Annotated in this window: 22 protein-coding genes; 14 read left to right on the top strand and 8 right to left on the bottom strand. The window is 61.8% G+C overall.

All coding sequences use genetic code 11. From position 1 onward, the window contains the following. Window positions 1-24: 24 nt before the first annotated feature. The 5 genes from sucA to sdhC all read right to left on the bottom strand — a co-directional run bounded on the left by sucA (window position 25) and on the right by sdhC (window position 6,297). Window positions 25-2,832: a 2-oxoglutarate dehydrogenase E1 component gene (sucA, locus tag KW821_RS16660; RefSeq protein WP_218292233.1), complete on the bottom strand. Its 2,808-nt coding sequence runs from the start codon at window positions 2,830-2,832 to the stop codon at window positions 25-27. Window positions 2,833-2,954: 122 nt separating this feature from the next. Further along, on the bottom strand, window positions 2,955-3,671 hold the full coding sequence (locus KW821_RS16655) for a succinate dehydrogenase iron-sulfur subunit (protein WP_042653606.1): 717 nt from the start codon (window positions 3,669-3,671) through the stop codon (window positions 2,955-2,957). Between the two features lie 130 nt (window positions 3,672-3,801). Continuing rightward, window positions 3,802-5,568, bottom strand: coding sequence for a succinate dehydrogenase flavoprotein subunit (gene sdhA / locus KW821_RS16650; protein ID WP_042653605.1), 1,767 nt, complete (start codon window positions 5,566-5,568; stop codon window positions 3,802-3,804). 1 nt (window position 5,569) lies between these two features. After that, on the bottom strand, window positions 5,570-5,914 hold the full coding sequence (sdhD, locus tag KW821_RS16645; RefSeq protein ID WP_042653604.1) for a succinate dehydrogenase, hydrophobic membrane anchor protein: 345 nt from the start codon (window positions 5,912-5,914) through the stop codon (window positions 5,570-5,572). After that, entirely contained in the window at window positions 5,908-6,297 is a 390-nt protein-coding gene (gene sdhC, locus KW821_RS16640) for a succinate dehydrogenase cytochrome b556 subunit (protein WP_042653603.1), read from the bottom strand. Before sdhC ends, sdhD begins: the two co-directional genes overlap by 7 nt. Before the next feature lie 423 nt (window positions 6,298-6,720). Here sdhC and KW821_RS16635 point away from each other — a divergent pair, with 423 nt between their 5' ends. The 3 genes from KW821_RS16635 to KW821_RS16625 all read left to right on the top strand — a co-directional run bounded on the left by KW821_RS16635 (window position 6,721) and on the right by KW821_RS16625 (window position 9,032). Then, a complete protein-coding gene (locus KW821_RS16635; protein ID WP_042653602.1) occupies window positions 6,721-8,007 on the top strand; it encodes a citrate synthase in 1,287 nt (428 codons plus the stop codon). Between the two features lie 96 nt (window positions 8,008-8,103). Further along, a complete protein-coding gene (locus KW821_RS16630; protein WP_218292232.1) occupies window positions 8,104-8,418 on the top strand; it encodes a DUF4377 domain-containing protein in 315 nt (104 codons plus the stop codon). Window positions 8,419-8,537: 119 nt separating this feature from the next. Continuing rightward, window positions 8,538-9,032: a GNAT family N-acetyltransferase gene (locus KW821_RS16625; RefSeq protein ID WP_042653600.1), complete on the top strand. Its 495-nt coding sequence runs from the start codon at window positions 8,538-8,540 to the stop codon at window positions 9,030-9,032. 66 nt (window positions 9,033-9,098) lie between these two features. Here KW821_RS16625 and fabB read toward each other — a convergent pair whose 3' ends face one another. Beyond that, window positions 9,099-10,310, bottom strand: coding sequence for a beta-ketoacyl-ACP synthase I (fabB, locus tag KW821_RS16620; RefSeq protein WP_042653599.1), 1,212 nt, complete (start codon window positions 10,308-10,310; stop codon window positions 9,099-9,101). Window positions 10,311-10,400: 90 nt separating this feature from the next. Here fabB and mnmC point away from each other — a divergent pair, with 90 nt between their 5' ends. Next, complete coding sequence (gene mnmC / locus KW821_RS16615) at window positions 10,401-12,419, top strand: bifunctional tRNA (5-methylaminomethyl-2-thiouridine)(34)-methyltransferase MnmD/FAD-dependent 5-carboxymethylaminomethyl-2-thiouridine(34) oxidoreductase MnmC (protein WP_218292231.1); 2,019 nt, start codon at window positions 10,401-10,403, stop codon at window positions 12,417-12,419. A gap of 108 nt (window positions 12,420-12,527) precedes the next feature. Here mnmC and KW821_RS16610 read toward each other — a convergent pair whose 3' ends face one another. Next, window positions 12,528-13,133: a DUF922 domain-containing protein gene (locus KW821_RS16610; RefSeq protein ID WP_042653597.1), complete on the bottom strand. Its 606-nt coding sequence runs from the start codon at window positions 13,131-13,133 to the stop codon at window positions 12,528-12,530. 327 nt (window positions 13,134-13,460) lie between these two features. On the opposite strand from KW821_RS16610, the gene dcuC reads away from it, so the two are divergent. The 5 genes from dcuC (at window position 13,461) to KW821_RS16585 (ending at window position 19,986) form a co-directional block, all read left to right on the top strand. Next, complete coding sequence (dcuC, locus tag KW821_RS16605) at window positions 13,461-14,813, top strand: anaerobic C4-dicarboxylate transporter DcuC (RefSeq protein WP_218292230.1); 1,353 nt, start codon at window positions 13,461-13,463, stop codon at window positions 14,811-14,813. Window positions 14,814-14,900: 87 nt separating this feature from the next. After that, window positions 14,901-16,562, top strand: coding sequence for a bifunctional UDP-sugar hydrolase/5'-nucleotidase (locus tag KW821_RS16600; protein WP_218292229.1), 1,662 nt, complete (start codon window positions 14,901-14,903; stop codon window positions 16,560-16,562). A gap of 274 nt (window positions 16,563-16,836) precedes the next feature. Beyond that, on the top strand, window positions 16,837-18,480 hold the full coding sequence (locus tag KW821_RS16595) for a hypothetical protein (RefSeq protein WP_218292228.1): 1,644 nt from the start codon (window positions 16,837-16,839) through the stop codon (window positions 18,478-18,480). 155 nt (window positions 18,481-18,635) lie between these two features. Then, entirely contained in the window at window positions 18,636-19,139 is a 504-nt protein-coding gene (locus KW821_RS16590; protein ID WP_042653593.1) for a M48 family metallopeptidase, read from the top strand. 82 nt (window positions 19,140-19,221) lie between these two features. Further along, a complete protein-coding gene (locus tag KW821_RS16585; RefSeq protein ID WP_218292283.1) occupies window positions 19,222-19,986 on the top strand; it encodes a DUF2927 domain-containing protein in 765 nt (254 codons plus the stop codon). Between the two features lie 212 nt (window positions 19,987-20,198). Here the strand turns inward: KW821_RS16585 and KW821_RS16580 are convergent, their stop codons facing one another. Next, window positions 20,199-20,453 carry a DinI family protein gene (locus KW821_RS16580; protein ID WP_042653591.1) on the bottom strand — a complete coding sequence of 85 codons (255 nt, stop codon included), beginning with the start codon at window positions 20,451-20,453 and terminating at the stop codon, window positions 20,199-20,201. Window positions 20,454-20,708: 255 nt separating this feature from the next. Between KW821_RS16580 and KW821_RS16575 the strand changes: the two genes are divergently transcribed. From KW821_RS16575 to KW821_RS16555, 5 genes are all read left to right on the top strand, one after another. Beyond that, window positions 20,709-20,978, top strand: coding sequence for a type B 50S ribosomal protein L31 (locus KW821_RS16575; RefSeq protein ID WP_042653590.1), 270 nt, complete (start codon window positions 20,709-20,711; stop codon window positions 20,976-20,978). After that, a complete protein-coding gene (gene ykgO / locus KW821_RS16570) occupies window positions 20,975-21,100 on the top strand; it encodes a type B 50S ribosomal protein L36 (protein WP_042653589.1) in 126 nt (41 codons plus the stop codon). Before KW821_RS16575 ends, ykgO begins: the two co-directional genes overlap by 4 nt. Window positions 21,101-21,555: 455 nt before the next feature. After that, entirely contained in the window at window positions 21,556-22,263 is a 708-nt protein-coding gene (locus tag KW821_RS16565) for an oligogalacturonate-specific porin KdgM family protein (RefSeq protein WP_218292227.1), read from the top strand. Between the two features lie 549 nt (window positions 22,264-22,812). Next, window positions 22,813-25,275: a hypothetical protein gene (locus KW821_RS16560; protein WP_218292226.1), complete on the top strand. Its 2,463-nt coding sequence runs from the start codon at window positions 22,813-22,815 to the stop codon at window positions 25,273-25,275. Then, window positions 25,272-26,345: a glycoside hydrolase family 105 protein gene (locus tag KW821_RS16555; protein ID WP_218292225.1), complete on the top strand. Its 1,074-nt coding sequence runs from the start codon at window positions 25,272-25,274 to the stop codon at window positions 26,343-26,345. Before KW821_RS16560 ends, KW821_RS16555 begins: the two co-directional genes overlap by 4 nt. The last annotated feature ends 29 nt before the right edge of the window (window positions 26,346-26,374 follow it).

Below are 26,374 nucleotides of genomic sequence, written 5' to 3'. Positions count from 1 at the left end.
GTTTACTACTGTGCCAGAGGCGTATTACAGGGTAAGGGCATCTTCCACCAAGGCTTTCTGCTGCTTGGTGTGGACAGACATGTAACCGACGGCGGGTGAGGCCGAGGCTGGGCGACCGGCATAGCGCAGGCGGGCTCCGCTTGGCAGCACGCCATCGTAGTGATGACGGGTGCTGTACCAGGCGCCCTGGTTCTGCGGCTCTTCCTGACACCAGACGAAATCGGTGGCCTGGGTGTAATCGGCGAGGATGGCGCGCACTTCCGCTTCAGGGAAGGGATAGAGCTGCTCGATCCGCACCAGCGCCACGTCTTGCTGCTCGGCCTTGCGACGGGCATCGAGCAGGTCGTAGTAGACCTTGCCGGAGCAGAACACCACCCGTTTGACCCCTTTCGGATCCAGCGCATCGATCTCGCCAATGGCGTTCTGGAAGGTGCCTTCGGCCAGCTCTTCCAGCTTGCTCACCGCCAGCGGGTGGCGCAGCAGGGACTTGGGCGACATCACGATCAGCGGACGGCGCATCGGGCGTACCACCTGGCGACGCAGCATGTGGAACACCTGCGCCGGGTTGGAGGGCACGCACACCTGCATGTTGTGCTCGGCGCACATCTGCAGATAGCGCTCGAGGCGGGCGGAGGAGTGCTCTGGGCCCTGCCCCTCGTAGCCGTGCGGCAGCAGCATGGTCAGGCCGCACATCCGGCCCCACTTCTGCTCACCGGAGGAGAGGAACTGGTCGATCACCACCTGGGCACCGTTGGCGAAGTCGCCAAACTGGGCTTCCCAGATGGTCAGGCCGGCCGGCTCGGCGCTGGCATAACCGTATTCGAACGCCAGCACCGCCTCTTCGGACAGCACCGAGTCATAGACTTCGAACGGGCCTTGGCTCTCGTGGATGTTGCACAGCGGGGTATAGGTGCTGGCATCGTTCTGGTTGTGCAGCACGGCGTGGCGGTGGAAGAAGGTGCCACGGCCGGAATCCTGCCCGGTGATGCGGATGCGGGAGCCCTTGTCCACCAGGGTGGCGTAGGCCAGGGTCTCGGCGAAGCCCCAATCCACCAGCTTGTCGCCGGCGGCCATGGTGCGGCGGTCTTCGTAAATCTTCTCGACCTGACGCTGCAAGGTATGGGAAGCCGGGTACTGGCTGATGCGCTCCCCCAGGGACTTCAGGTGATCCATCGCCACCGTGCTGTCGTAGTTCATGGCCCAGTCGTGGCCAAGGTACGGGGTCCAGTCGACGGAGTGCAGCTCCATTGGACGCCACTCCTTGACCACCCGCTCCCCCTTGTCCAGGGCGTCGCGATAGTCGTTGACCTGAGCGGTGACCAGCTCCGGGCTGACGCAGCCTTCGGCGATCAGCTGATCGGCGTAGATCTTGCGCGGGGTCGGATGCTGTTTGATCTTCTGGTACATCAAAGGCTGGGTCGCGCTCGGCTCGTCGGCCTCGTTGTGACCGTGCCGACGGTAGCAGACCAGCTCGATCACCACGTCGCGCTTGAAGGTGTTGCGGTAATCCAGGGCAATCTGGGTCACCAGCACCACGGCTTCCGGGTCGTCGCCGTTGACGTGCAGCACGGGGGCCTGCACCGCCTTGGCGATGTCGGTGCAATATTCGGTGGAGCGCACGTCACGCATGTTGGAGGTGGTGAAGCCCACCTGGTTGTTGATGACGATGCGCACAGTGCCGCCGACGCCGTAGGCACGGGTCTGGGACATGTTGAAGGTTTCCGCCACCACCCCCTGACCGGCGATGGCCGAGTCACCGTGAATGGTGATGGGCAGCACGCTGGAGCCATCCTTGTCGCCACGTCTGTCCATGCGCGCACGCACCGAGCCGATGACCACGGGGTTGACTATCTCGAGGTGAGACGGGTTGAACGCCAGCGCCAGGTGGACGCTGCCGCCCGGGGTGGCGAAGTCGGAGGAGAAGCCCATGTGGTACTTCACATCCCCGGTGCCCCAGGACTCGCCATGCTTGCCGGCGAATTCGTCGAACAGCTCCTGTGCCCGTTTGCCGAGCACGTTGATCAGCACGTTCAGGCGGCCGCGGTGGGCCATGCCGATGACGGCTTCCTTGCAGCCCTGCTCACCGGCGCGACGGATCAGCTCTTTCAGCATGGGTACCATGGCATCGCCCCCTTCCAGGGAGAAACGCTTGGCCCCCGGGAACTTGGCGCCCAGGTATTTTTCCAGCCCTTCGGCGGCGGTCAGGCTCTCGAGGAAGCGGATCTTCTCCTCGGCGCTGTAGCTGCCCTTGGCTTCGATGGATTCGAGTCTGTCCTGCAGCCAGCGCTTCTCCTCGGTGGAGGTGAGGTGCATGTAGTCGGCACCTATGCTGCTGCAATAGGTTTTCTTGAGCGAGGCGTAGAGATCGGAGAGCACCATGGTCTCGCGACCTATGGCATAGGAGCCCACGTTGAAGGTGGTCTCCATGTCTGCGCCCTGCAGGTTGTGGAATGCCGGGTCGAGCTCGGCAACGGTTTCACGTGCCCAGAGGCCGAGCGGATCCAGATTGGCATTTTGATGGCCACGGAAACGGAAGGCGTTGATCATTTGCAGTACGCGAACCTGTTTGGCGTCCACTTGCGGATCGGTGACAGGCGCGCTGTAACGGGAAGGGTCCTTGGCCAGGCGGCGGAAATAGTCGCGGACCTGGGAATGAGGTTGTTCCACCGCGTGACCATTGACTTGGGGCAGCTGTTCGAACAGGCTGCGCCACTCATCGGCCACGGATTCGGGGTTTTCAAGGAAGGATTCGTACAAATCCTCAATGTAGCTTGCATTCGCACCAGCCAGGTGAGATGACTCCAACCAGGCCTTCATCACGCCGTTATGCATTTCTATCCCTTGTACATCTTGTTCACTGCAGCGCAGCTTGTAGGGTTTAAATAGCCATCCCACCAGGGGGTTGGATGGCTATCCAGAGGTCGGGCCCGGCGCGTGACGCCCTGGCCCTGATACTAAACAGCCCGGTTGAGTAACATCGACTTTATCTGACCGATGGCCTTGGTCGGGTTCAAGCCCTTGGGGCAGACGCTCACGCAGTTCATGATGCCGTGGCAGCGGAACACGCTAAAGGCGTCGTCCAGGTTACCCAGTCGCTCACTGGCCGCGGTGTCGCGGCTGTCGGCCAGCCAGCGATAGGCGGCGAGCAGACCGGCGGGGCCGATGAACTTGTCCGGATTCCACCAGAAGGAGGGGCAAGAGGTGGAGCAGCAGGCACAGAGAATACACTCGTACAGACCGTCCAGCTTGGCGCGCTCTTCGGGGGATTGCAGGTGCTCACGCACGGGCGGCAGCTTGTCCTCGTTGATGAGGAAGGGTTTGACCTTCTCCCACTGGGTGTAGAACTGGGTCATGTCGATCACCAGGTCACGGATCACCGGCAGGCCGGGCAAGGGACGGAGGACGACCTTGTTGCCCTTCTTCAGCAGATCGGAGAGCGGAGTGATACAGGCAAGACCGTTCTTGCCATTCATGTTGAGACCGTCTGATCCACAGACCCCTTCGCGGCAGGAGCGGCGGAAGGAGAGCGTGGGATCCAGCTCCTTGAGCTGGATCAGTGCGTCGAGCACCATCATGTCGGAACCTTCAGGAATATCAAGACGATAATCCTTCATGTGGGGGACGTTATCAACATCCGGATTGTATCTGTAGACTGAGAATGTGACGTTCATTGTACTTGGCTCCGCAATCAGTTAGTCCGCACCTTGGATAAGCGAGATGGGAGTGCCTCCCACCTCTTCGCAGACCGGCGAATGTAGCGATAGATCGATGAGGTGGCCTGCATCGCACCTGGCTCCATCATCAATAGGTCCGCACCTTGGGTGGGAATGCCTCGCGCGTCTTCGGAGACATGTTGACAGCGCGACGAGTCATGGACTCGGTGTCCGGGTGATAGAGGCTGTGGCACAGCCAACCCTCATCGTCGCGATCCGGGAAGTCGAAGCGGCTGTGGGCACCACGACTCTCGGTACGGAAGTTGGCCGCCACCGCGGTGGCAAACGCCGTCTCCATCAGGTTGTCCAGCTCCAGGCACTCGATGCGCTGGGTGTTGAACTCCTTGGAGGTGTCGTCCAGACGGGCATTCTTCAGCCGCTCGCGGATGAGTTTCAGCTCGGCCAGCCCTTCTGCCATGGCATCCCCTTCCCGGAATACCGAGAAGTTGTTCTGCATGCAGCGCTGCAGATCCTTGCGGATCTGGGCCGGGTCTTCCCCGTCACGGTTGGCTTCCCAACGGTTGAAACGGGCAAGGGCGGCGTCCAGATCGGCCTCGGAGGCCTCGCGACCGTGCTCCATCTGACCCAGGCTCTCCACCAGGTGCATGCCGGCGGCGCGGCCAAACACGATGAGATCCAGCAGGGAATTGCCACCCAGGCGGTTGGCGCCGTGTACCGACACGCAGGCGATTTCACCCACCGCGAACAGACCGACCACAGGCACGTCGTTGCCATCTTTATCCTGGCTCAGGCACTGACCGTTCACGCTGGTCGGCACGCCGCCCATCATGTAGTGGCAGGTCGGGATGATGGGGATGGGTTCCTTGACCGGATCCACGTGGGCGAAGGTGCGCGACAGCTCGCAGATCCCCGGCAGACGGGATTCCAGAACCTCTTTACCGAGGTGATCCAGCTTGAGCTTGATGTGCGGACCCCAGGGGCCGTCACAGCCACGGCCTTCGCGGATCTCGATCATGATGGAGCGGGCCACCACGTCGCGACCAGCCAGGTCCTTGGCGTTGGGGGCATAACGCTCCATGAAGCGCTCGCCGTCTTTGTTCAGCAGATAGCCGCCTTCACCACGGCAGCCTTCGGTGACCAGCACCCCTGCCCCGGCGATACCGGTCGGGTGGAACTGCCAGAACTCCATGTCCTGCACGCCGACCCCGGCCCGCAGCGCCATGCCGACACCGTCACCGGTGTTGATGTGGGCGTTGGTGGTGGACTGGTAGATGCGACCGGCGCCGCCAGTGGCGAGCACTGTGGCCTTGGCCTTGAAGTAGACGACCTCGCCGCTCTCCATGTCGATGGCGGTGCAACCGACGATGTGACCGTCCTGGTTCTTCACCAGATCCAGCGCATACCACTCGGAGAAGACAGTGGTCTTGTTCTTGACGTTCTGCTGATACAGGGTATGCAGCAGGGCGTGACCGGTCCGGTCGGCCGCAGCCGCGGTCCGGGCCGCCTGCTCGCCACCGAAGTTCTTGGACTGGCCGCCGAACGGGCGTTGATACACAGAGCCGTTGTCAAAACGGGAGAAGGGCAAGCCCATGTTCTCCAGTTCATAGACGGCTTCCGGGCCCGTCTTGCACATGTATTCGATCGCTTCCTGGTCACCGATGTAATCGGAGCCCTTGACGGTGTCATACATGTGCCACTGCCAGTTGTCGTCATGGGCATTGCCCAGCGCAACCGTGATCCCGCCCTGGGCGGAAACGGTGTGGGAACGAGTCGGGAAAACCTTGGATAACAGGGCGCAGCTCTTGCCGGACTGGGCAATCTGCAGGGCGGCGCGCATACCGGCACCGCCGGCACCGATCACCACCGCATCAAATTCACGAGTTGGAATAGTCACCTTACACCCCCCACAGCACGACGAAACCAGTCATCAGATAGACAAACAGCACCACAACCAGTGCGAATTGCAGCGCACCGCGCAGTCCTACCGGTTTGATATAGTCGGTCAGCACCTGCCACAGACCGATCCAGGCGTGGATCAGGACGCACAGCAGCGTCAGCAGGGTGAAGACCTTGGTGAAGGTTTTAGCGAAGAAGCCGGTCCACACCTCGTAGCTGATGTCGTTGATGGCGACAAAGCCAACCAGGTAGAGGACGTAGCACGTCATGATGAGAGCGGTGGCGCGGATCAGGATGTAATCATGAACGCCGCTGCGCCCGAAAGTTGCAGAATTGGTTACCATACCAGCACCCCCGCCAATACCGCCAGAACCGCGGTGATCACGAAGCCCACGCGGGCACTCTGATTACCGGATTCCAGCTCTTCCCAATGCCCCATGTCCATGACCAGGTGACGCAGACCACCCACAATGTGGTAAGCCAGCGCGGTCAGGATCCCCCACAACACGAACTTGACCAGGAAGTTGTCCATGATGGCAACGACCGACTCAAATCCTTCGGGAGAGGAGAGTGAAGTACCAAGCATCCACAGCAAGATTGCGAGCGCCACAAAGGTGATGACCCCTGAGACACGGTGCAAGATGGAAGCGATGGCGGTGACAGGAAAGCTGATCGTTTGCAGGTCGAGGTTTACAGGTCTCTGTTTATTTTTCACGGCTTTGCCCACTCAGCTCCATTGAGCACGTTAGTTATTGTTTTCACACGCTTTGAGGGCTAGGAGTGGCATTTGTTAGGTTTTTGTTACCAAAACAACTCGGAAAAGCCAAAAACAACATTTTAGATATCACATCTGGCTTTGCGAAAGCGTTTCAAACACCGACGACCATCACCCACGAGGCGCAGTATATCGGCGGCCTTAACCAATGACAATCAATTGGCTACATAGAAAACCCAAAACCGTAAACCAGATCTCACAATGGCTTTAACAAGTCATTAATGATCATTCAGTAAAATTGACAAGAAGGTGGATCTCTGGTTCAAATAAGGCGCTCCAGCCGCCGCGGTATGGGTAAGAACCTTTGCCAGCGTTATGAAAGTCGTAATAAAGTAGGACTGGAACCAAATTATAAAAGAGCAAAGGAGACGTGCTATGGCTGATAAGATAGCCACCCTACATCTGCCCGGAAAAGAGCCGGTAGAACTACCGATCCTGTCTGGAACTGTCGGACCCGATGTAATCGATGTCAGAAAACTGGGTGCTCAAGGGTACTTCACCTTCGATCCCGGCTTTATGGCCACCGGTGCTTGTAAATCATCCATTACCTATATCGACGGAGATCAGGGTGTCTTGCTGCACCGTGGTTATCCCATCGCCCAGTTGGCCACCCAGGCCAGCTACCTCGAAGTGTGCTACATCCTGCTGTACGGCGAGGCGCCCACCAAGACGCAATACGCGGAATTTGAACGCCTGGTCACCCGCCATACCATGGTGCACGAGCAGATCGCCTTCTTCTTCCGCGGCTTCCGTCGTGACTCCCACCCCATGGCGATCATGTGTGGTGTGGTCAGCGCCCTGTCCGCCTTCTATCACGATGCCCTCGATATCAACAACGAAGAGCATCGCGAGATCTGCGCCTTCCGTCTGCTCTCCAAGATGCCGACCCTGGCCGCCATGTGCTACAAGTACTCCATCGGTCAGCCGTTCATGCAGCCGCGTAACGCCCTCTCCTATGCCGGCAACTTCCTGCACATGATGTTTGGTGTGCCGACCGAAGAGTATAAGGTCAACCCCATCGTCGAGCGGGCCATGGATCGCATCTTCACCCTGCACGCGGATCACGAGCAGAACGCCTCCACCTCCACAGTGCGTCTGGCCGGCTCCTCCGGTGCCAACCCGTTTGCCTGTATCGCCGCGGGGATCGCCTCCCTGTGGGGGCCGGCTCACGGCGGCGCCAACGAAGCCTGCCTCAAGATGCTCGAGGAGATCGGATCGGTGGAACGCATCCCCGAGTTCATCGCCAAGGCCAAGGACAAGAACGATCCCTTCCGTCTGATGGGCTTCGGCCATCGGGTCTACAAGAACCACGATCCCCGTGCCCAGGTCATGCGTCAGACCTGCCACGAGGTGCTGCAAGAGCTGCAGATCAAGGATCCGCTGCTGGATGTGGCCATGGAGCTGGAGCGCATCGCGCTGTCCGATCCCTACTTCATCGAGAAGAAGCTCTACCCGAACGTGGACTTCTACTCCGGCATCATCATGAAGGCCATCGGCATCCCCATGTCCATGTTCACCGTGATCTTCGCCATCTCTCGCACCATCGGCTGGATCGCCCACTGGAACGAGATGCACTCGGACCCGGACCAGAAGATCGGCCGTCCGCGTCAGCTCTATACCGGCCTGGCCCAACGGGAATTCACCCCGCTCGATCAGCGCTGATCCCGGCATCTGACATGGTTTGTTACAAAGGCGGTCATTGACCGCCTTTTTATTTGAGGGTCTAATCGCGCCCTTTTACGTCAAGGACACACCATCATGAAAGCCCCCCTGCTGCTCTGCTCCGCCCTGTTGCTCGGCGCCTGCCAGAGCACCCCGACCACCGAGACCCTCTACATCCAGGATCAGCTGGCCGACTGCGTCGGTGTCGCCCCCATGAAGTGCATGCAGGTGCGCAGCCAGCCGGGCGCAAGCTGGAGCCTCTTCTACCAGCAGATCGAGGGCTTCACCTTCGAGCCGGGCTTCCGCTATCAGCTGGAAGTGCGCACCGAGCAGCTGACCGATGTCCCCGCCGATGCCTCCTCGGTGCGCTATCAGCTGATCAGGGTGGTGAGCAAGCAGCCGGTCCGCTAACGCGCCTGCCTTAAAAAGGCATCGTTTGGATATGGTTGTTCAGTTCGTCGCCGCGCTCTGCTATGCTGGCTGACGCAATTTTCCCGTCACCCACCGGCACGAGCGAACGTCACAGTACCATGATCAAGATCCGCACGACCCTGGCCGACGACTGGCCCGCCATCATGCGCATTCAGAGCGACTGCTATCACCAGCTGGAGCCCGAGCCCCTCGAGGTGATGAGCAACAAGGCCGAGCTGGCCCCGGCCTGCTGCTGGGTGGCCGAACATGGCGGCGAGGTGCTGGGCTACCTGCTCTGCCATCCCTGGCGTGCCCACCAGCCCCCACCCCTCTCCGTATCCCTGTCGAGCCTGGCTGGGGATGAGGAGTTCTATCTGCACGATCTGGCGGTCTCGCCCCTGGCACGGGGTCGGGGCATAGGCCAGCGCCTGCTCGAGACCGCCCTCGAGTTTGCCTGCGATCAAGGGTATGAACATGCGGGGCTGGTGGCGGTACAGGACGCACCGGCCTTCTGGCGCAAGCAGGGCTTCCTGCCGGCCGCCACCCGAAAGTCGCTGGCCGAGTATGGAGAAGGGGCCGTCTACATGCGGCTGCCGCTGACCGAGCCGGCCTGAGAGTCATCGATTTCCCCATAAAAAAAGGCGCCTCGCGGCGCCTTTTTCAATCTACTTTCCGGATCATCAAGCCTTGAATCGGCTGAACACCAGGGAAGCATTGGTACCGCCGAAGCCGAAGCTGTTGGACATGACGGTATTGAGCTCGGCGGCCTCGCACTCGCGTACGATGGGCAGGCCGATGGCCTTCTCGTCCAGGGTCTCGATGTTGATGCTGGGGGCGATGAAGCCGTGCTGCATCATCAGCAGGGAGTAGACGGCCTCGTGCACACCGGCGGCGCCGAGGGCATGGCCCGTCATGGCCTTGGTGGCGGAGAGCTTGGGCGAATTGCTGCCAAACAGAGTCTGGATGGCCTCCAGCTCCTTGGTATCGCCGACCGGGGTGGAGGTACCGTGGGTGTTGATGTAGTCCACGGTGCCGACGCCCTGCATCGCCATCTTCATGCAACGCACCGCGCCTTCGCCGCTCGGAGCCACCATGTCATAGCCGTCGGAGGTCGCACCGTAACCGGTGATCTCGGCGTAGATGTGGGCGCCGCGAGCCAGGGCATGTTCCAGCTCCTCGACCACCAGGATGCCGCCGCCACCGGAGATGACGAAACCGTCGCGGTCCGCGTCATAGGTACGGGAGGCCTTTTCCGGGTTGTCGTTGTACTTGGTAGAGAGGGCACCCATGGCGTCGAACTGGATGGTCGAGGACCAGTCCAGCTCCTCGCCGCCGCCGGCGAAGACGATGTCCTGCTTGCCGAGCTGGATCAGCTCCAGCGCGTGACCGATGCAGTGGGCAGAGGTGGCGCAGGCGGAGCTGATGGTGTAGTTGACACCCTTGATCTTGAACGGGGTGGCCAGGCAGGCGGAGGTGGTGGAGGACATGGTACGCGGCACCATGTAGGGACCCACCCGCTTGACGCCTTTCTCACGGGCAATATCCGCAGACTCCGACGTGTTCTTGCCGGACGCACCGCCAGAGCCGACCACGATGCCAGTGCGCTCGTTGGAAACCTGATCCTCCGGCAGCCCGGCATCTTCGATGGCCTGCTGCATGGAGAGATAGGCATACGCGGCGGCGTCGCCCATGAAACGCATGACTTTACGGTCGATCAGTTCAGACGGATCGAGTTTGATGTTACCCCAGACACGGCTGCGCAGGTTGTATTGTTCAAACTGCTCGGAATAGGTGATGCCGGATTTACCTGCTTTCAGGGAGGCCAGCACTTCTTCCTTGTTGTTGCCGATACTGGAGATGACGCCGATACCGGTGATCACTGCTCTTCTCATTAATTCATCTCGTCTGGAAAAACTGGCACCGAGTCTACCCGCTTTCGGCTGCCAAACTGGTCTGCTTTCACGTAGAATGCCCGCGAATTTGTGACGCGAGCAGAGGAAAACGTGAGTCAAACATCCTTACATCATGCCCGATTGGACTGGAATGAAGCGGGAACTCCAGTCTCCAGTGAGTTCGGGGATGTGTACTTTTCCAATGATAACGGTCTAAGTGAAACCCGCTACGTCTTTTTACAGCAAAACCGGCTACCGGCGCGATTTTCACACCACGATAGTGACAATTTCGTGATTGGCGAAACAGGTTTCGGCACAGGCCTTAACTTTCTGGCGACAATGGCCGCCTTTTTGGAACAGGGAAGCGACCCCGATCGCTGTGCTCGTCTGCACTTTATCAGCTTCGAAAAGTACCCTCTCACCCAGGCCGACCTTGGCAAGGCACTGGCGGCCTGGCCAGAGCTCGCTCATTTGAGTCAGGCGCTCATCGCGCAGTGGCCGCTGCCGGTGTCCGGCTGCCACCGCCTGCAGTTCGCCGAGGGGCGAGTTCGGCTCGATCTCTGGTTTGGCGACATCAAAGACATGCTGCCCCAGGTGCCCCACGGTCCACAGGGGCTGGTGGATGCCTGGTATCTGGATGGTTTCTCCCCGGCCAAGAATCCCGAGATGTGGACGCAAGAGTTGTTCGACGGCCTCGCCCGCCTCGCCCGCCCCAGGGCCAGCATCGCCACCTTCACCTGCGCCGGCTTCGTGCGCCGCGGCCTCATTGAGGCTGGCTTTGCCATGAAGAAGACTAAGGGCCACGGCAGCAAGCGGGAGATGCTGGTGGGAGACAGGGCCGACAAGCAACCGCAGCAGACCATAGCGCCCTGGTATGCCCGTCAGGCAGGGCGAGACGGCGAGGTGCTGATCATCGGCGGCGGCATCGCCTCGGCCATGACAGCCCTCTCCCTGGTGGAGCGCGGGCGCAGGGTCACACTCTTGTGTGAAGATGGCGAGCCCGCCACCGGTGCCTCCGGCAACCGGCAGGGGGCGCTCTATCCCCTGCTCAATGGCGAGCACGATGCCCTCTCCCGCTTCTATTCCCTGGCGTTCGGCTATGCCCGCAACCGCTTGCTGGCACTCGCCGAGCGTCATCCCATCGCCTTTGACCTGTGCGGCGTGGTGCAGCTCGGCTATGACGACAAGTCCGTCGCCAAGCTCGGCAAGATGGGTCAGGGCCCCTTCCCGCCCGCGCTGATGCGCCCGCTGACCCCCGCCGAGGTCGAGTCCGAATGCGGGTTGCCCTGCGGCCATGGCGGCGTCGGCTACCCGCTGGGAGGCTGGCTCTGCCCGGTGGACCTGACCCGCGCCGCCATCAAAGAGGCGCAGGCGAGCGGCCTGCTGCGAGTGGAATACGGTATCCCCATCACCGCTGTCGACGAGCAGCTCGACGGTTGGCGGGTCGAGACACAGGATGGTCGCCACTGGCAGACCCCCAATCTGGTGGTCGCCGCCGGTCACCGGCTGCAGGCCTTGCTGCCCTTTACCGAGCTGCCGCTCTATCCGGTGCGCGGCCAGGTGAGCCACGTACCGACCACGGCCACCCTGAGCCGGCTCAAGACGGTGCTCTGCTACGACGGCTATCTCACCCCAGCCCATGATGCAGAACACTGCATCGGCGCCAGCTATGGCCGCAACCAGAGCACGACCGACTACAGCGCCGATGAGCAGATACAAAATCAGGCTCGGCTGCAAGCCTGCCTGCCGGAGCAGACCTGGCCTGCGGAGGTGGATGTGAGCGCGGCCGAGGCCCGGGTCGGGGTGCGCTGCGCCAGCCGGGATCACCTGCCGGTGGCAGGGCCCGTCGTCCGACTGGCGAATCTCGCGGCGCACTATGCCGGGCTGCAGTCCGATCGGCAGCACGCGGCGCCCCTGCCGCTCCATCCCGGCCTGTTCGTGGTGGGGGCCCTGGGCTCACGGGGCCTCTGCTCGGCCCCGCTCTGCGGCGAGCTGGTCGCCAGCGAGATCTGCGGTGAGCCGCTGCCGCTGGCGGCCGAGCTGCTGGAAGCGCTGCATCCCGCCCGCTACTGGGTGCGCAAGCTGCTCAAGGGCAAGCCCCTTCACTGAGGCGAGCCGTTCCCTCATCACCACCTCGGCCAATAAGAAACGGGCTCCCTTGCGGGTAGCCCGTTTCTTTTAGCGCGACTGCTTGGCGTAAACGTGCGATGGGCGGGATCAGCTCCCCTGCGGCCAGATCACCCCCAGCTTGCGGCCCTGCTCGGTCTGCTGCGCCAGTGCGGCGAAGCGCTCGCGGGTGCTGGCGAGCACCGCCTGCCCCTGCTGCCAGCCCTCGGACTGCAAGGCGGCGCAATCCCGCGCCACCGGTAGCTGCGCCAGCCGGATGCCGAGCTGGCTGACGCTCTCCAGCAGTATGTCCTTGTGACGACTCTCGTAGTCAAACATGGCCGCCACCAGCCGATCCCATTTCTGCTGCTCGCCGGCGGACGCCTTGGCCTTGTCCATCCAGTTCGGCACCCGAACCCCGATGCGGGCCGTCACGCGGGCCTGCTCCAGCTCGCAGCGCGACGCCGTCGGCCGGGTCTGCAACTGCCAGGAGAGCTGATAGCTGGCCTTGCCGATGTGGCCGCCGGCCTGGGCCGGTGCCTGCCTGGCTATCTGGCGCATCACGGTCGCGACATCGGCCCCCGACACCCGATAAAACTGGAAATCGACCTTGATGTCAGGGGCGACCCGGATGCCGGCATAATGGGAGGGTTCTGCCCCGCTCGAGGCGGCATACATCAGGGCCGCCACCATACCTATTCTGCTGAAAAGTCCCATCTGCTCGCGGCCTTGCCCCTTGTGAGTCCCAGCGTTATTTCGATTAAGAATCAATGAATTAATATTCAGGATGGGAGATTAACCGCGATCCCGACGACTGTCACCTGCTGTCGTCATCCGCGGCGGCAACCGGGCAAGATCTCGCCCCCCGGCCGGGCACCGAGATTTGCAGGCGGGATCACAAGTGATGACCGACATCATGGTCGCTTACCTCTTATTGGATAATAATCGCCGCGTTTTTACCGGTACATTTCGCCACAGGCCAGATTAACCACCAAGTTAACGCCGGAAATGTCCCACCTTCATGTCGTACTCAGGAACTTGTCTATGATGGAACTGCTTATTGGCACCCTGGTCACTCTGGCCGTGGGACGCTACATCTTCAAAGGCTACTCGGCGACCGGGGTGCTGCTCAGCGGCGGCCTGCTGCTGCTGGCCATTACCGCCCTGATGGGCAAGGCCGTGCTGCCCGCCAGCGTCGCCTCGACCGGTCACGTGGCCACCGACGTGTTCGAGTATGTGCGCTACCTGCTGGTAGACAGAGGCGGTGGCCTGGGCATGCTGATCATGGTGCTGTGCGGCTTCGCCGGCTACATGAGCCATATCGGCGCCAACACCATTCTGGTGAAACTCGCCAGCAAGCCGCTCGGGATCATCAAGTCCCCCTACATACTGCTGGTGGCCGCCTACCTGGTGGCCTGTGCCATGTCGCTGGCAGTGAGCTCCGCCACCGGTCTCGGCGTGCTGTTGATGGCCACCCTGTTCCCGCTGATGGTCAACATGGGGATCTCCCGTGGCGCCGCGGCGGCGGTGTGCGCCTCCCCGGCCGCCATCATCCTGGCCCCCACCTCGGGGGACGTGGTGATGGCCGCCCAGGCCGCCAACATGGAGCTGCTCGACTTCGCCTTCAAGCTGACCCTGCCCATCTCGCTGGTGGCCATCGCCGCCATGGCGGTGGCTCACTTCTTCTGGCAGCGCTATCTGGATCAGAGGTCGGGCGAGCACAACGAGGCGGTCGCCCCGAGCGATCTCATCACCGATGCCCCCAGCTTCTACGCCATACTGCCGTTCACCCCCATCATCGGCGTGCTGCTGTTTGACGGCAAGGTGGGCCCCAAGCTCGACATAGTGACCATCATCGTCATCTGTCTGGTGCTGGCCGCCCTGCTGGAGCTGGTGCGCAAGCGCAACGGCAAGGAGCTGCTCGACGGCCTGCAGGTGTGCTGGCGCAGCATGGCGGACGCCTTCGCCGGCGTGGTCATGCTGCTGGTCGGTGCCGGCGTCTTCGCCCAGGGGCTGATGGGGCTCGGCTTCATCGCCCACCTGCTGGATCTGGCCCAGAGCTTCGGCACCGGTGGCATCGTCATCATGCTGGTGCTGGTGGTCATCACCACCCTGGCCGCCTTCACCACGGGCTCGGGCAATGCCCCCTTCTACGCCTTCGTGGAGCTGATCCCGCACCTGGCCACCAGCCTCGGCGTCAACCCCGCCTACCTGGTCATCCCCATGCTGCAGGCCTCCAACCTGGGTCGCACCATCTCCCCGGTCTCCGGCGTGGTGGTCGCCTGTGCGGGCATGGGCAACCTGTCGCCGTTCGAGGTGGTCAAGCGCACCTCGGTGCCGGTCGCGGTCGGCCTGCTGGTGGTGATCCTCGCCACCCAGATAATGGTACCCGCCTGACACTTTCCCAGCCCGGCGTCCGCCGGGCTGGCTTCCCCCCCTTCCCTGCAGTAGACTCGGTGCTCTTTTTCTCTAAGGAGGACCGAGATGAGTATTACGGTTCAACTTGCCCACTTCAGTGACTGCCACTCCCATTTCGATGGCGCCCCCATGCGCTTCCTGCCCGCAGGCGACACCGAGTGGCGCACCCAGTGTGGCGGTTATGCCCGCATCCTGACCCGACTCGACGCCCTGCGCCGGCAGTCTGCCGCCGCCGGCCAGACCTGCCTGTTGCTGCACGGCGGCGACACCTTCCAGGGCTCGCTCTATTTCAACCGTTTCAAGGGGCGAGCCAACGCCGACCTGCTGCGCCTGCTGCGACCGGATGCCATGGTGATCGGCAATCACGAGTTCGATCTCGGCAACGGCCCGCTGGTGGAGTTTCTGCGCCAGCTCGACTTCCCGGTGCTGGCCGCCAACCTCGACAGCAGCCAGGAGCCGGCCGATGCCCCGCTGCGACTGCGGGACCTGCCCATGCTGTTCGATGCCAGCCGCCCCTGGCACAAGCGGGTCATCGATGGCGTGCCTTTCGCCCTGCTCGGTATCACGCTGCCGCAGATGGCCGCCATCGCGAGCCCGGATCCCCACACCCGGTTCCACGGCATAGAGCAGACCCTCACCGCCGCCCTGAGCGAGATAGCGGCGCAGGGGATCCAGCACATCATCCTGCTGAGCCACCTCGGGCTCGAGCAGGACAAGCGACTGGCGGCTCGTTTCCCCGAGCTCAGCCTGATCGTCGGCGGCCACACCCACAGCCAGCTGGGGGACTTGGCTCCGCTGGGGCTGGCGAGCGAGGGAGACTACCCGCTGATGGTCGAGGGGGTCGCCATCCTGCATGCGGCCCACAGCGCGCTCTGCCTCGGGGTCTGCGAGCTGGAGTTCGACGACAAGGGACGCGTGCGGCGCAGCAAGGGCCAACTGGAGTGGCTGCCCTGGCAGCCCTGGCCCTTCGCCTCCCCGCCCCCGGCCGGGCTGCACTTCTGCGAGCCCGCCCCCGAGCTCGAGCAACGCCTGGCCAAGCGCTACCGGCCCGAACTCGAGACCATGACCAAGCGCATCGTCACCCGCCTCGCCGGGCCACTGCACCATCAGCGCCTGCCCGATGCCCAGCTGCCTGCCGGCAGCCAGGTGGCGCCCCTGGTCGCCCATGCCATGCTGGCCGCCGCCCGAGAGCAGGTGGGTCAGGTGGATTTCGCGCTGCACAACGCCGGCGGGGTGCGCTGCTCCCTCGAACCCGGTCCCCTGAGCGAGGCGGACATTGCCGGCCGCCTGCTGCCGTTCGCCATCCCGCTCACCCTCTACCGGGTCCACGGTCATGAACTGGCCGAGGCGCTGGAGGGGGCCATCGACAACGCCACCAACAACGGCGTGATCGGCAATGGCAGCGGCAGCTTCCCCTACACCGCCGGGGTGCGCTTCAGCTACCGGGCCGACCGCCCCAAGGGGAGCCGGATCACCCGGCTGGAGTGGGAGACGAGCCCGGGCCAGTGGCAAGCAGTCGAGGCCGACGCCGTCTATCGGGGGGTCTCCAGCGCTTACACCGCCTCCGGCAAGGAGGGCTACACCGCGCTGGCCCGCACCCTGACCCAGCACAATCAGGAACTCGGCATCACCCTGGCCGATGCCTTCATCCGCTGGGCCCGCCATCTGCCCGAGCTCGCCCCCCTGCCGGCCCTGGTGGAATATCATGGCGACCGCGCCATGGAGTGAGGCCCTCATCCGGCCAAATTCCAGCAAAAGTGCCGCTTTGCTTCGTGAAAGCGGCACTTTTGCAAATTATTTCAAGCACATTTCCCTGCCCCATTGCATCGGGCTGCCGGCCTCGGCAACACCGGGTCCCGCTGTTCGTCTTGCACAATGCGGGCACTGAAAACGATACTTTTATAAATTATTTCAAGCACATTCCCTCGCCCCATTGCATCAGGCTGCCAGCCTCGGCAAGATAGGCCCGCTTTCTCGTCTTTCCTGCAGGAACTGGTCACCCATGAATCACGCCATCCGTTTTGCCCCTCAGCGCCACAATCCGGGGCTCAAGCCGCTGGTGATCCTGCTCACCGCCCTGATGGCGCTGCTGTTCTGCCTGCGCAACCCGCTGTTCCACGGCATGGCCCCCGGCTTTGACGCCTCCCTGTTCGCGGTGATGGGCAAGATGTGGAGCGAGGGGGGCGTGCTCTATCGGGACATGATCGACATCAAGGGCCCCATGATCTTCGCCCTCGATGCGCTCGGCTATCACCTGGGTGGCTTCTTCGGGATCTGGCTGCTGGAGTGGGTGCTCTGCTGGCTCGGCCTGCTCGCCAGCTGGCAGGCTTTCTCCCAGCTCGGCCTCTCCCTGCAGGCCCGGCTCGGCAGCATGCTGGCGGTGCTGGCGCTCTATGGCACCCGTTACTACTACGGCAACATGACCGAGGACTGGACCTTCTACCTGGCCCTCATCGCCCAGTGGGCCTTCATCACCATGCTGCTGGACAAGCAGTTTCGCTGGGGACCGGCGCTGGTGGCGGCCATCACCTTCGCCATTGTGGCCTGGATGCGCACCAACAACGGCGCCTTCTGGGGCGCCTGGTATCTGGTGCTGTTCTGCCACTGGTGTCTGCGTGAGCAGTGGCGCTGCGCCTTCGGCCTGCTCTGCAGCAGCCTGCTGGGGCTGGCACTGATCGGCGGCCCGCTGTTCGCCTACTTCCAGCACCACGGGCTGCTGGCCGAATTCCAGTATTACGCCTTCGGCATCTTCTTCGAGGGGAGCTACGGCAACGGCTTCTCGCCGGAAGTGGGGGCCGTCGGCCTGCTGCGCACCGGCCTCATCATGCTGCTGCCTGCCTTCATGGTGCTGATGCTGGGGCGCCGCCAGGAGTGGTACCTGCCCGCCCTGTTCGCCACCCTGTTCGGGGTGCTGTTTACCCTGGTCGCCAACTCGGTCTCCGGCCATGTGTTCGATCACTACGACGTGCTCTACCTGCCGCTGGCCCTGCTGCCGCTCGCCTGCCTGCTGGATCGCAGCGAGCAGCAGGCCGATGCGCTAGGCCTGCTCTGCATCTCGCTGGTGGTGCTGACCGCCAGCTGGCTGCTGGCCCAGCAGCTCGGTTATGGCTGGAGTACCAAGGAGTGGTCGCTGGAGCGGGTGCGGGAGGTGCTCGGCAACAGCCTGTTGTGGGCCCTGCCGGTGCTGATCCTGGTGCCCCTGTGGCGCGCCTGGGACGTGCGCAGCGCCACCCCCTGGCTGGCCTCGCTGGCCATGCTGGCCCTGCTGGTCAACAACGCCTGGGAGGGCACCCTGAAGGGCCAGCCGTTCAACCCGCCGGCCCAGGTGCGGGTCGATCGGATCAAGGCCGAAACCGTGCCGACCGACAAGATCTGGGTCGATGGCATCCAGCCGCAATACTATCTGTGGACCGATCGCCAGCCCGCCTCCGCCTATCTGTTCTTCGCCAACGTCAACCCGCCCTATGACGTGCGCGAGCGGGTGCTGGCCGACATCAAGCGCCAGGATCCCAAGTTCATCATCGCCAAGCCGGAGCGGGTGGCCGCCGAGCTGAAGCAGCCGAGCTCCCCCTCCAGCCTCGCCTTCTATCAATATCTGACGGATCGCTACCAGGAAGTGGATCCGGGCCTCTACCGCCGGCGCTGAGCCAGGCTGTGAATACAGACCCCCGAGAGGGCCGTCGTTGGCAACAATGGCGGCCCTTTTCGCTGGCGCGCGCGACGCCAGGGCGGCCTGTCTGTTTCCAAGCCGGCGCTTGATGACTACAATGGCGCTCTTTTTTGTGTGAAAAGTGACGAATCATGGCGGAACTGACCTATCTGGGCGGCTATCCCGAGCCGCTCAAGGCCCAGGTGCAACAGCTGATCGCGGCGGACAAGCTCGGCGAGATGCTGGCCAAACGCTACCCGGACACCCACCTCGTCCAGAGCGACAAGGCGCTGCTGGCCTATACCATGGAGCTGAAGAACCGCTACCTGAAGAGCTCGGCGCCACTGTCCAAGGTGATCTTCGATGGCAAGATCAACGTGATCAAGGATGCCCTCGGCCTGCACACCTATGTCAGCCGGGTACAGGGCAACAAGCTCAAGGCCAAGAACGAGATCCGCATCGCCGCCCTGTTCAAGGAGGCCCATCCCGCCTTCCTGAAGATGATAGTGGTGCACGAGCTCGCCCACCTCAGGGAGAAGGATCACAACAAGGCCTTCTACCAGCTCTGTCAGCACATGGAACCGGACTATCATCAACTGGAGTTCGACCTCAGGCTCTGGCTCACCTGGCGTGATATCGAGCGAGCCCAGCGCTGACCCATACCGCTTGCAAGGAGGCCCCATGATCCCATGGCGACAGCGTGCACGGCGATCCGGCCGTCATTTCGCACCAGGCCGGATGCTGGGGCTGTGGCTCGCCTTGCTGCTGCCCTGCGCCTTGCCGGCGGCCGAACGCTGGCAGAGCGATGTTTACCTGACCCAGAGCTTCTTCGAGGTCGCCATGAAGCGGGAATACGGCCACGAGCAGCATGTGCGCTTCTCCCGCTGGCAGGGGCCGATCCGCCTCAAGCTCATCAACGAGTTCGGTGACAAGCCGCTGCAGGCCGAGGTGGTCAGGGTGCAGAGCCAGCACCTGGCCAGGATCACCGGCCAACCCATACTGCTGGTCGGCGACAAGCCCAACCTCACCCTCATCATGACCCGACGCCAGCAGATGGCGAGCTGGGCCAGCCGCACCATTGGCAAGGATGAATCGGTCAAAATCGCCCTCAAGGAGGGGGTCTGCCTGGCCAACTTCGCGACCAATGCCCGCTACGAGATCACCCGCGCTACCATCATCATCCCGGTGGACTACAGCCGGACCAAGGGCCGCTTTCTGGACTGCGTGGTGGAGGAGCTCACCCAGGTGATGGGACTGCCCAACGACTCGGACAAGGTGTTCCCTTCCATCTTCAACGACCACAGCATCGACAGCTTCCCGACCGGGCTCGATTACGTGCTGCTCAAGCTCGCCTATCACCCGGCCCTGCATGCCGGCATGACTGCCGACGAGGTGCGCAGCGCCCTGCCCATCGCCCTCAAGGCCCTACGCGCCAATGGCGACATCGCCCAGGCCGACCATCGCGTACAAGTTGACAGCCTCAAGCGCTGGAGCGGGCTCTGAGCGCGCCTGCAGGTCGAGGGTTGAAGGTTGAAGGTTGAAAGTCGAGGGTCGAGGGTCGAGGGTCGAGGGTCGAGGGTCGAGGGTCGAGGGTCGAGGGTCGGCCAAGTTTGACAGCAGCTCATCCATAAACGCAAAACGCAGCCCAGGGCTGCGTTTTGCTTGATCCGGATTGAGCCGGCCATTTGCCGGGCACTAGCATCCGCGATGACGGCTCAGGCGTCGGCGTTTTCCGCCTCGGGCATCCAGCTGTCGGCGTTCTCCCACACCTCCTGCACCATGGCCTCCGCCAGCTCCCTGTCCTCCTTGCTGGCGCGACTGACCGTCAGCGCCATGGCGCTGCCCGGCGCGACCCGCACGTGCAGATCGGGAAACTTCTCACCCAACTGCTTGAGCAGCGCCTGGCGCAGCGCCTCCATGGTCGTGGTGGGGATCTGATGTTTTCTGTCGATGATGATTTCCAGACGCATAGGATACTTCTCCATGATATATGACTGTATTTTTATACAGTAAGCTATAAAAGTAAAGCGCCCACCCTAGTTTCACCTCGTGCCGTCCAATAAATCTCCCCGCAACAGCCCGGATGAGGGCATTTCCTTAACTTTGTATTGCGTCCGTCAGGTGCCGTTATCCGGCAGGATAAGATCTCGGCATAAAATGGATTGATATTGATTCTCACCTGTCGCACAATTGGTTTGTTATAACATAACAACAGGAAGAGAATCATGCGCCCCAATATTCACCCTGAGTACCGTCAGGTACTGTTCCACGATCTGACCACCAACACTCACTTCCTGATAGGGTCGACCCTCAAGACCGATCGCACCAAGGAGTGGCAAGATGGCAACACCTATCCCTACGTGACGCTGGATGTCTCCAGTGCCTCTCACCCCTTCTATACCGGCAAGCAGAAACAAGTCGGCAAGGAGGGACAAGTAGCCCGCTTCGGCCAACGCTTCGGGCAATTCTTCAACAAAGGAAAAGAGCCGGCATGAAAGTACTCTCCTCCCTGAAATCGGCCAAGTCACGTCACCCGGATTGCCAGGTCGTGCGTCGACGCGGCAAGCTGTTCGTGATCTGCAAGAGCAACCCCAGATTCAAGGCACGTCAAGGCTGAACGCGCTGACTCAGTGCTAATACCCTCCTCTGGTCCTCTTCCCGAGGGCCAGGTTGTTTCTGACTCCTCGCGGACGTCTCGCTCTAACCCCCGTCCCCTGAACAAGCTCGCCGCCCCACCAAGCTCCAGTCAGCCCCCTCCAAAACACACAATAGAAACGACGTTTCATTTTATGTAGATACAGATCCCATTTTCTGATGTCGTCATGCCACCACCATTGCAAATGAAACACCAGATGAATTATATTTGAACCGTCGTTTTGAAAAGCAAAAACCCGGTAAAAATGAAACTAGTCGACGCGTCGTACAGATGCTCGCGCTGGCCTTCAGGACCCACTGCCGTGGCCTGCCACCAAAATTGGCCCTAACGAGTCCGATCCAGATTGAAAGCCACATGCGCTATCTGGCAATGGGACCACCGTCAGTAGCTTTTTTTCATAGGATTGATCGAAAGGTATGAAGTTGAAATTCACATGTGCAGCCATTGCCGTCTGTTCGGCGCTCACCAGCATGAATGCAAATGCATTGAGCCTCAATTACCGACACGAGTTCCTGGAGAAACAGGATCAGCAAAGCGATCGTCTGGTGGTTTCTCATCGCTTCGATAATGGCTGGGGGGTTGGTGTCGAATCCAAGTTTACCAGTGGAGGTGAAGGGGAAGGGGCCTTCGATGAACTTCACACCACGGGCACCGAATATGACTTGACCTATCTTGCCAAGCCCAATGACATATGGTGGTGGGAAGCCGGTTTCAATACCGAGATCACCAATGACGTGCAAGATTTGCGCATTCACTTCAAACCCACTTATTGGTTCAATCCCAACTTTTATACCGCCGCACGTTTCCGGGTGGGACAGCGTAACTACGACGATTCGCTCAACAAGGAAAACGGCCATTATTTCCAGCTGAACTATTACCTCGGCTATAATGCGGAAAATTGGTCTGTTGCCTATGACTTCGAATATAAAAAGCTCGATTACCCGGACTTTAATGGCGAAGAATATTCTTATCTGAATAACGTCACCATTCGCGTCCCGATCAATAAAAATTGGCGGCCATTCACCGAGATCGGTTATGTGTCATACAACGATCCGGCAGATGACAACCCCTACCCCAATGATTGGCAGTGGCGCTGGCGCGTAGGGATAGAGTACATCTTCTAACTCTGAGCCACCCCGCCGGTAAGATGTACCAATGTCACCATCAGCCATGTATCAAGCATCATTGGAGTCAGTGAATAACGACAGCACTCTTGCAAGCTGGTGCCAATTCAATCCGCTTGCACGACGAATTTAAGAATCGTGAAAGATGTGCGAACAAGGGAATCTAATGGCCCCTGTTATTCATTATGGTTGGATATGCATCGCTGAATATGGGTCTTGTGTCACAGAATGTCGACTTATCTGAAATTGACATTATTCCGTGAGCGGATGAACGAACGAGATTGTTATGCTCCAGTTCAGGAAATATGAGCCGGCTGACCCGACCATATTGCCGATCGCGTCATAGTTTGCATCATTGCTTTGAATGAAGGCTTAAAACAGATGTCAAATGCCACAATGACTCTCATCGACTGCCGCTGAGGAACACGGCCATCTGGTTTTTAGACTTATTAAGGTGACCGACCCCTTTTTATTACATAAAAAGGGGTTCGTCTGGTTACTCAATATAGATAGCCCCCTCTGGGTGTTAATAGCTTCAAGGAGAGTTGTATGAAGCTTGGTAATTGGGTGCTCGAGCCGGATTCGGCACTCACCCGTTTTTGCGTATCTGCCCCCCGCGAGGAGCGATTCGCCGAATTTTTTGCCGGTGAAGCCATGGACATGACCATGGATTACCGCTTCCAGAATGGCATGGGGCCGCAAGAGGACGCATTCTGCCGACGAGTCTTCCGCCAGCAGATGGCCGAGCGCACCGTCGAGCCGGCTGAAGCCCTGCCGCGCACCCAGGTGAGCTTCACCGGCGAGAGCGATACCGTCTCTTTTTCCTCCTTCCAGCGTGTGCCATTCCATGTGCAGCGCTGGCTAGAGGTGGAGCTGCATGCCGACGAGGCGGGCAACTACCCCTTCCAGCTGTCGACCTGCGGTGGTGTCCGGCTCTGGTGTGATGGATTGGCCATCACCCAGTTCACCCCCTTCACCCGCAACAAGCTGCAGAGTTGTGAGCTCATGCTGCCCTTGCAGGCTGGCAAGAACACCCTGCTTGTCCATCTGGAGGAGCTGTTTGAGCGGGATACGGTGTTTGCGCTGCGACTCATCTACCGTGGCCACGTGCCCCTCGGGGTCTCGCTGCCCCATGTCGATGCCGCCGTGCTCGATGAGCTGTGCCAGTTTGCCGGCACCATGCGCCCCGAACTCACCGCCTGGCACAACCAAGCCAGGATCCGGCTCGGCGTGGCCGCACCGACGCACCCCGTTCGCCTGCAAGGCGAGATCCACGGCATGGGCAATGACAATTTCAGACCGCGCCGGGTGGATTTCGGCACCGTCTCGCCGGGCAGCCAGCTGCTGACTCTGGATCTCCCCGCCGACATCGGTCCGGCGCACTACCAGATTGTGCTGAACATGAGCTGTGCTGGTGTTGCCATCAGCCGCAGCTTCGGTGTCAACGTCATGCAGCCCCTCGGCAATGCCGAGTCATCCAGCAACCTGGCCGAGCGCAAGCAGCAGGCGCTGCGGCACACCGCCCGTCATGGCATGGATCGCACCGCCCGCCTGCTGGCCATGCTGCAGTGCGGCGAGCTCACGGCCGAGGCCGATCAGCTGCTGCTCGATACCCTGGCACGGATCAGCGCCCGCGAGGATTGCTCCGACTTTTCCCTGGTCCCGCTGCTCTGGATCTGGCAACGCCATCAGGGCGAGCACTTCCAGCCCGCCATGTGGCGACGGGTGCGCAGTTCCATCCTCGGTTACCGCTACTGGCTGGATGAGCCGGGTAACGACGTGATGTGGTTCTGGAGCGAGAACCATACCCTCTGCTTCCATACCGCCCAATACCTGGCCGGCCAGATGTTCCCCCATGAGCGCTTCCTGGCCTCGGGGCGCAGCGGCGAGCAGCAGCGTGCCATCGCGGCGCAGCGCCTGGCGCTGTGGTTCGATGCCATCGATCGGCACGGCTTCGTCGAATGGAACTCGGCGCCCTACTATCCGGTCGACTACATCGGCCTTTTTGCACTCTATCAGCTGGCGGAAGATGCCTGGGTGCGCGAGCGCGCCAAGGGGCTCATCGATCGACTGATGCTGCTGAGCGCCCTGCATTATCAGGACGGGATTGCCGCCGGCACCATGGGGCGGGTCTACGAGAAGGAGCTGCTGGCTGGCGTGCTCACCGAGCTGTCGGCCTACGGCAACGTCGCCTGGGGCGGCGGCTGGTATAACCGCAAGTGCGCCTCCCTGCCGCTGTTCTGTGCCAGCGACTATCAGCCGCCGGTTGAGGCTGACCGCTACGCGACCCTGCAACAGGGCACCCTGGTGGCCTGCTATCAGGCGGGTGGCGGCAAGATCGTCGTCTGGAAGGAGCCGGGGGTCAGCCTCTCCAGTTGCGTCGACCACCATACCGGTCAACGCGGCCATCAGCAGCATCTGGTGGATGTGCAGTTCGCCTCCGGTCACGACGCCAAGTTCTGGGTCAACCACCCGGGCGAAGCCGAACCCGGCGGTGAACAGCGCCCCTCCTACTGGTCCGGCAACGGCGTGCTGCCGCGGGTGATGCAGGTGGAAAACCGCACCCTGCAGCTCTATCGGCTGGCCGAGGATGATCCCTTCCCCTGGACTCACCTCTACCTGCCGGCGGAGGCCTTCGATCAGGTGATCGCGACGACTCACGGCTGCCTGATCCGGGCCGGGAATGCCTTCGCCGCCATCGGCTGCTCGGCGCCCCTGTGCGCGGTGACGACCGGGATGACCGCCGGCAACGAATATCGCGCCAAGGCGCATCGGGTTGCCTGGTATATCGAGGTCGGCCATGGCGACGACGCGGCCTTCGCGGCCTTCTGCCAACGCATGGCCGCACTCGAGGTACACCTCGATGGCGAGACGGCCATCGCTGGCACCGCAGAGAGCGAACTCATGCGTCTGGATTGGCAGGGTGCATGCCAGGTCGAGGGAGTCTCGCACCACTTCCCCGCCGAGGCGGGATGCGATCCCATCGTCACCTATCGTGGAGAGGCACAATGAAACAGCAAGCACTCATCCCCACCCTGGAGCGGGTGGTCCGTGGCTTCTGCCAGCTCAAAGGCATGGGCGAGCTGACCGCCAGCCAGGGCCTGGCCATCCAGTTCGAGCAGTGGGAGTGGGAGGTCGGGGTCGGGCTCTACGGCTTCTGGCGCTATGCCCGGCACAAGGACGATGCCGAACTGCAAGCCTCGTTGCTGGCCTGGTACGAAGGCCAGATCCGCAAGGGGCTGCCCGCCATGCAGATCAATACCACGGCCCCCATGATCACCCTGGCGCTGCTGGCGGGCCACAGCGGCCGTGCCGATCTGCGCGAGGCGGTGAATGCCTGGGCCGACGATCTGCTGGCCAACCTGCCCAGAACCGAAGAGGGCGGCTTCCAGCACGTGGTGAAGGAGCAACCCAACACCGGCCAGCTCTGGGATGACACCCTCTTCATGACCTGCCTGTTCCTCGGCACGGCCGGGATAGTGCTGGCGCGGCAGGATCTGATCGACGAGGCCGTCTACCAGTTCCTGCTGCACACCCGCTACCTGAGCGAGCCCAAGAGCGGGCTCTGGTATCACGGCTGGACCTTCCTCGACCGGCACCATTATGCCGAGGCCTTCTGGGCCAGGGGCAACGCCTGGATCACGGTGGCCATCCCCGAGTTCATCGATCTGATGGGGGATCACCTGGACGCCGGCGTGCGGCGCTACTTCACCCAGGTGGTGGCGCGCCAGGTGCGCTCCCTGTGCGAGCTGCAGGCCGACAACGGCATGTGGCACACGGTGCTGGATGATCCCTTCTCCCCCCAGGAGTCCTCGGCCACGGCGGGGATCGCCTATGGCATGTTGCGCGGTGTCCGCCTGGGCCTGCTGGATGAGGCCGTGGTTGAGCCTGCCCTGCGGGCGGCCCGTGCCGTCTGGCAGCGTATCGACGGGGACGGCATCGTCCTCGAGGCCTCCAAGGGGACCATGGTGGGTCATGACCATCAGTACTACTGCGACATTGCCATGGCGCCCGTGCCCTATGCCCAGGCGTTGACGATGTTGCTGCTGCTCGAGCTGGAGCAGGGCCAGTGGCTGGCCTGAACACTTTATTGTTGTAATCATTCGGAGAA

It is taken from the genome of Aeromonas sp. sif2416, from assembly GCF_019218665.1.
In the GTDB taxonomy this organism is placed as follows: domain Bacteria; phylum Pseudomonadota; class Gammaproteobacteria; order Enterobacterales; family Aeromonadaceae; genus Aeromonas; species Aeromonas encheleia.
The sequence above is the reverse complement of the archived record's forward strand: the minus strand, read 5'-3'. Positions and strand labels throughout refer to the sequence as shown.

Excerpts from the sequence above, each read along its gene's own strand:
- sucA (WP_218292233.1), bottom strand. The coding sequence starts at position 2,832 with ATGCATAACGGCGTGATGAAGGCCTGGTTGGAGTCATCTCACCTGGCT.
- KW821_RS16655 (WP_042653606.1), bottom strand. The coding sequence starts at position 3,671 with ATGAACGTCACATTCTCAGTCTACAGATACAATCCGGATGTTGATAAC.
- sdhD (WP_042653604.1), bottom strand. The coding sequence starts at position 5,914 with ATGGTAACCAATTCTGCAACTTTCGGGCGCAGCGGCGTTCATGATTAC.
- KW821_RS16635 (WP_042653602.1), top strand. The coding sequence starts at position 6,721 with ATGGCTGATAAGATAGCCACCCTACATCTGCCCGGAAAAGAGCCGGTA.
- KW821_RS16630 (WP_218292232.1), top strand. The coding sequence starts at position 8,104 with ATGAAAGCCCCCCTGCTGCTCTGCTCCGCCCTGTTGCTCGGCGCCTGC.
- KW821_RS16625 (WP_042653600.1), top strand. The coding sequence starts at position 8,538 with ATGATCAAGATCCGCACGACCCTGGCCGACGACTGGCCCGCCATCATG.
- fabB (WP_042653599.1), bottom strand. The coding sequence starts at position 10,310 with ATGAGAAGAGCAGTGATCACCGGTATCGGCGTCATCTCCAGTATCGGC.
- KW821_RS16610 (WP_042653597.1), bottom strand. The coding sequence starts at position 13,133 with ATGGGACTTTTCAGCAGAATAGGTATGGTGGCGGCCCTGATGTATGCC.
- dcuC (WP_218292230.1), top strand. The coding sequence starts at position 13,461 with ATGATGGAACTGCTTATTGGCACCCTGGTCACTCTGGCCGTGGGACGC.
- KW821_RS16600 (WP_218292229.1), top strand. The coding sequence starts at position 14,901 with ATGAGTATTACGGTTCAACTTGCCCACTTCAGTGACTGCCACTCCCAT.
- KW821_RS16595 (WP_218292228.1), top strand. The coding sequence starts at position 16,837 with ATGAATCACGCCATCCGTTTTGCCCCTCAGCGCCACAATCCGGGGCTC.
- KW821_RS16590 (WP_042653593.1), top strand. The coding sequence starts at position 18,636 with ATGGCGGAACTGACCTATCTGGGCGGCTATCCCGAGCCGCTCAAGGCC.
- KW821_RS16585 (WP_218292283.1), top strand. The coding sequence starts at position 19,222 with ATGCTGGGGCTGTGGCTCGCCTTGCTGCTGCCCTGCGCCTTGCCGGCG.
- KW821_RS16580 (WP_042653591.1), bottom strand. The coding sequence starts at position 20,453 with ATGCGTCTGGAAATCATCATCGACAGAAAACATCAGATCCCCACCACG.
- KW821_RS16575 (WP_042653590.1), top strand. The coding sequence starts at position 20,709 with ATGCGCCCCAATATTCACCCTGAGTACCGTCAGGTACTGTTCCACGAT.
- ykgO (WP_042653589.1), top strand. The coding sequence starts at position 20,975 with ATGAAAGTACTCTCCTCCCTGAAATCGGCCAAGTCACGTCACCCGGAT.
- KW821_RS16565 (WP_218292227.1), top strand. The coding sequence starts at position 21,556 with ATGAAGTTGAAATTCACATGTGCAGCCATTGCCGTCTGTTCGGCGCTC.
- KW821_RS16560 (WP_218292226.1), top strand. The coding sequence starts at position 22,813 with ATGAAGCTTGGTAATTGGGTGCTCGAGCCGGATTCGGCACTCACCCGT.
- KW821_RS16555 (WP_218292225.1), top strand. The coding sequence starts at position 25,272 with ATGAAACAGCAAGCACTCATCCCCACCCTGGAGCGGGTGGTCCGTGGC.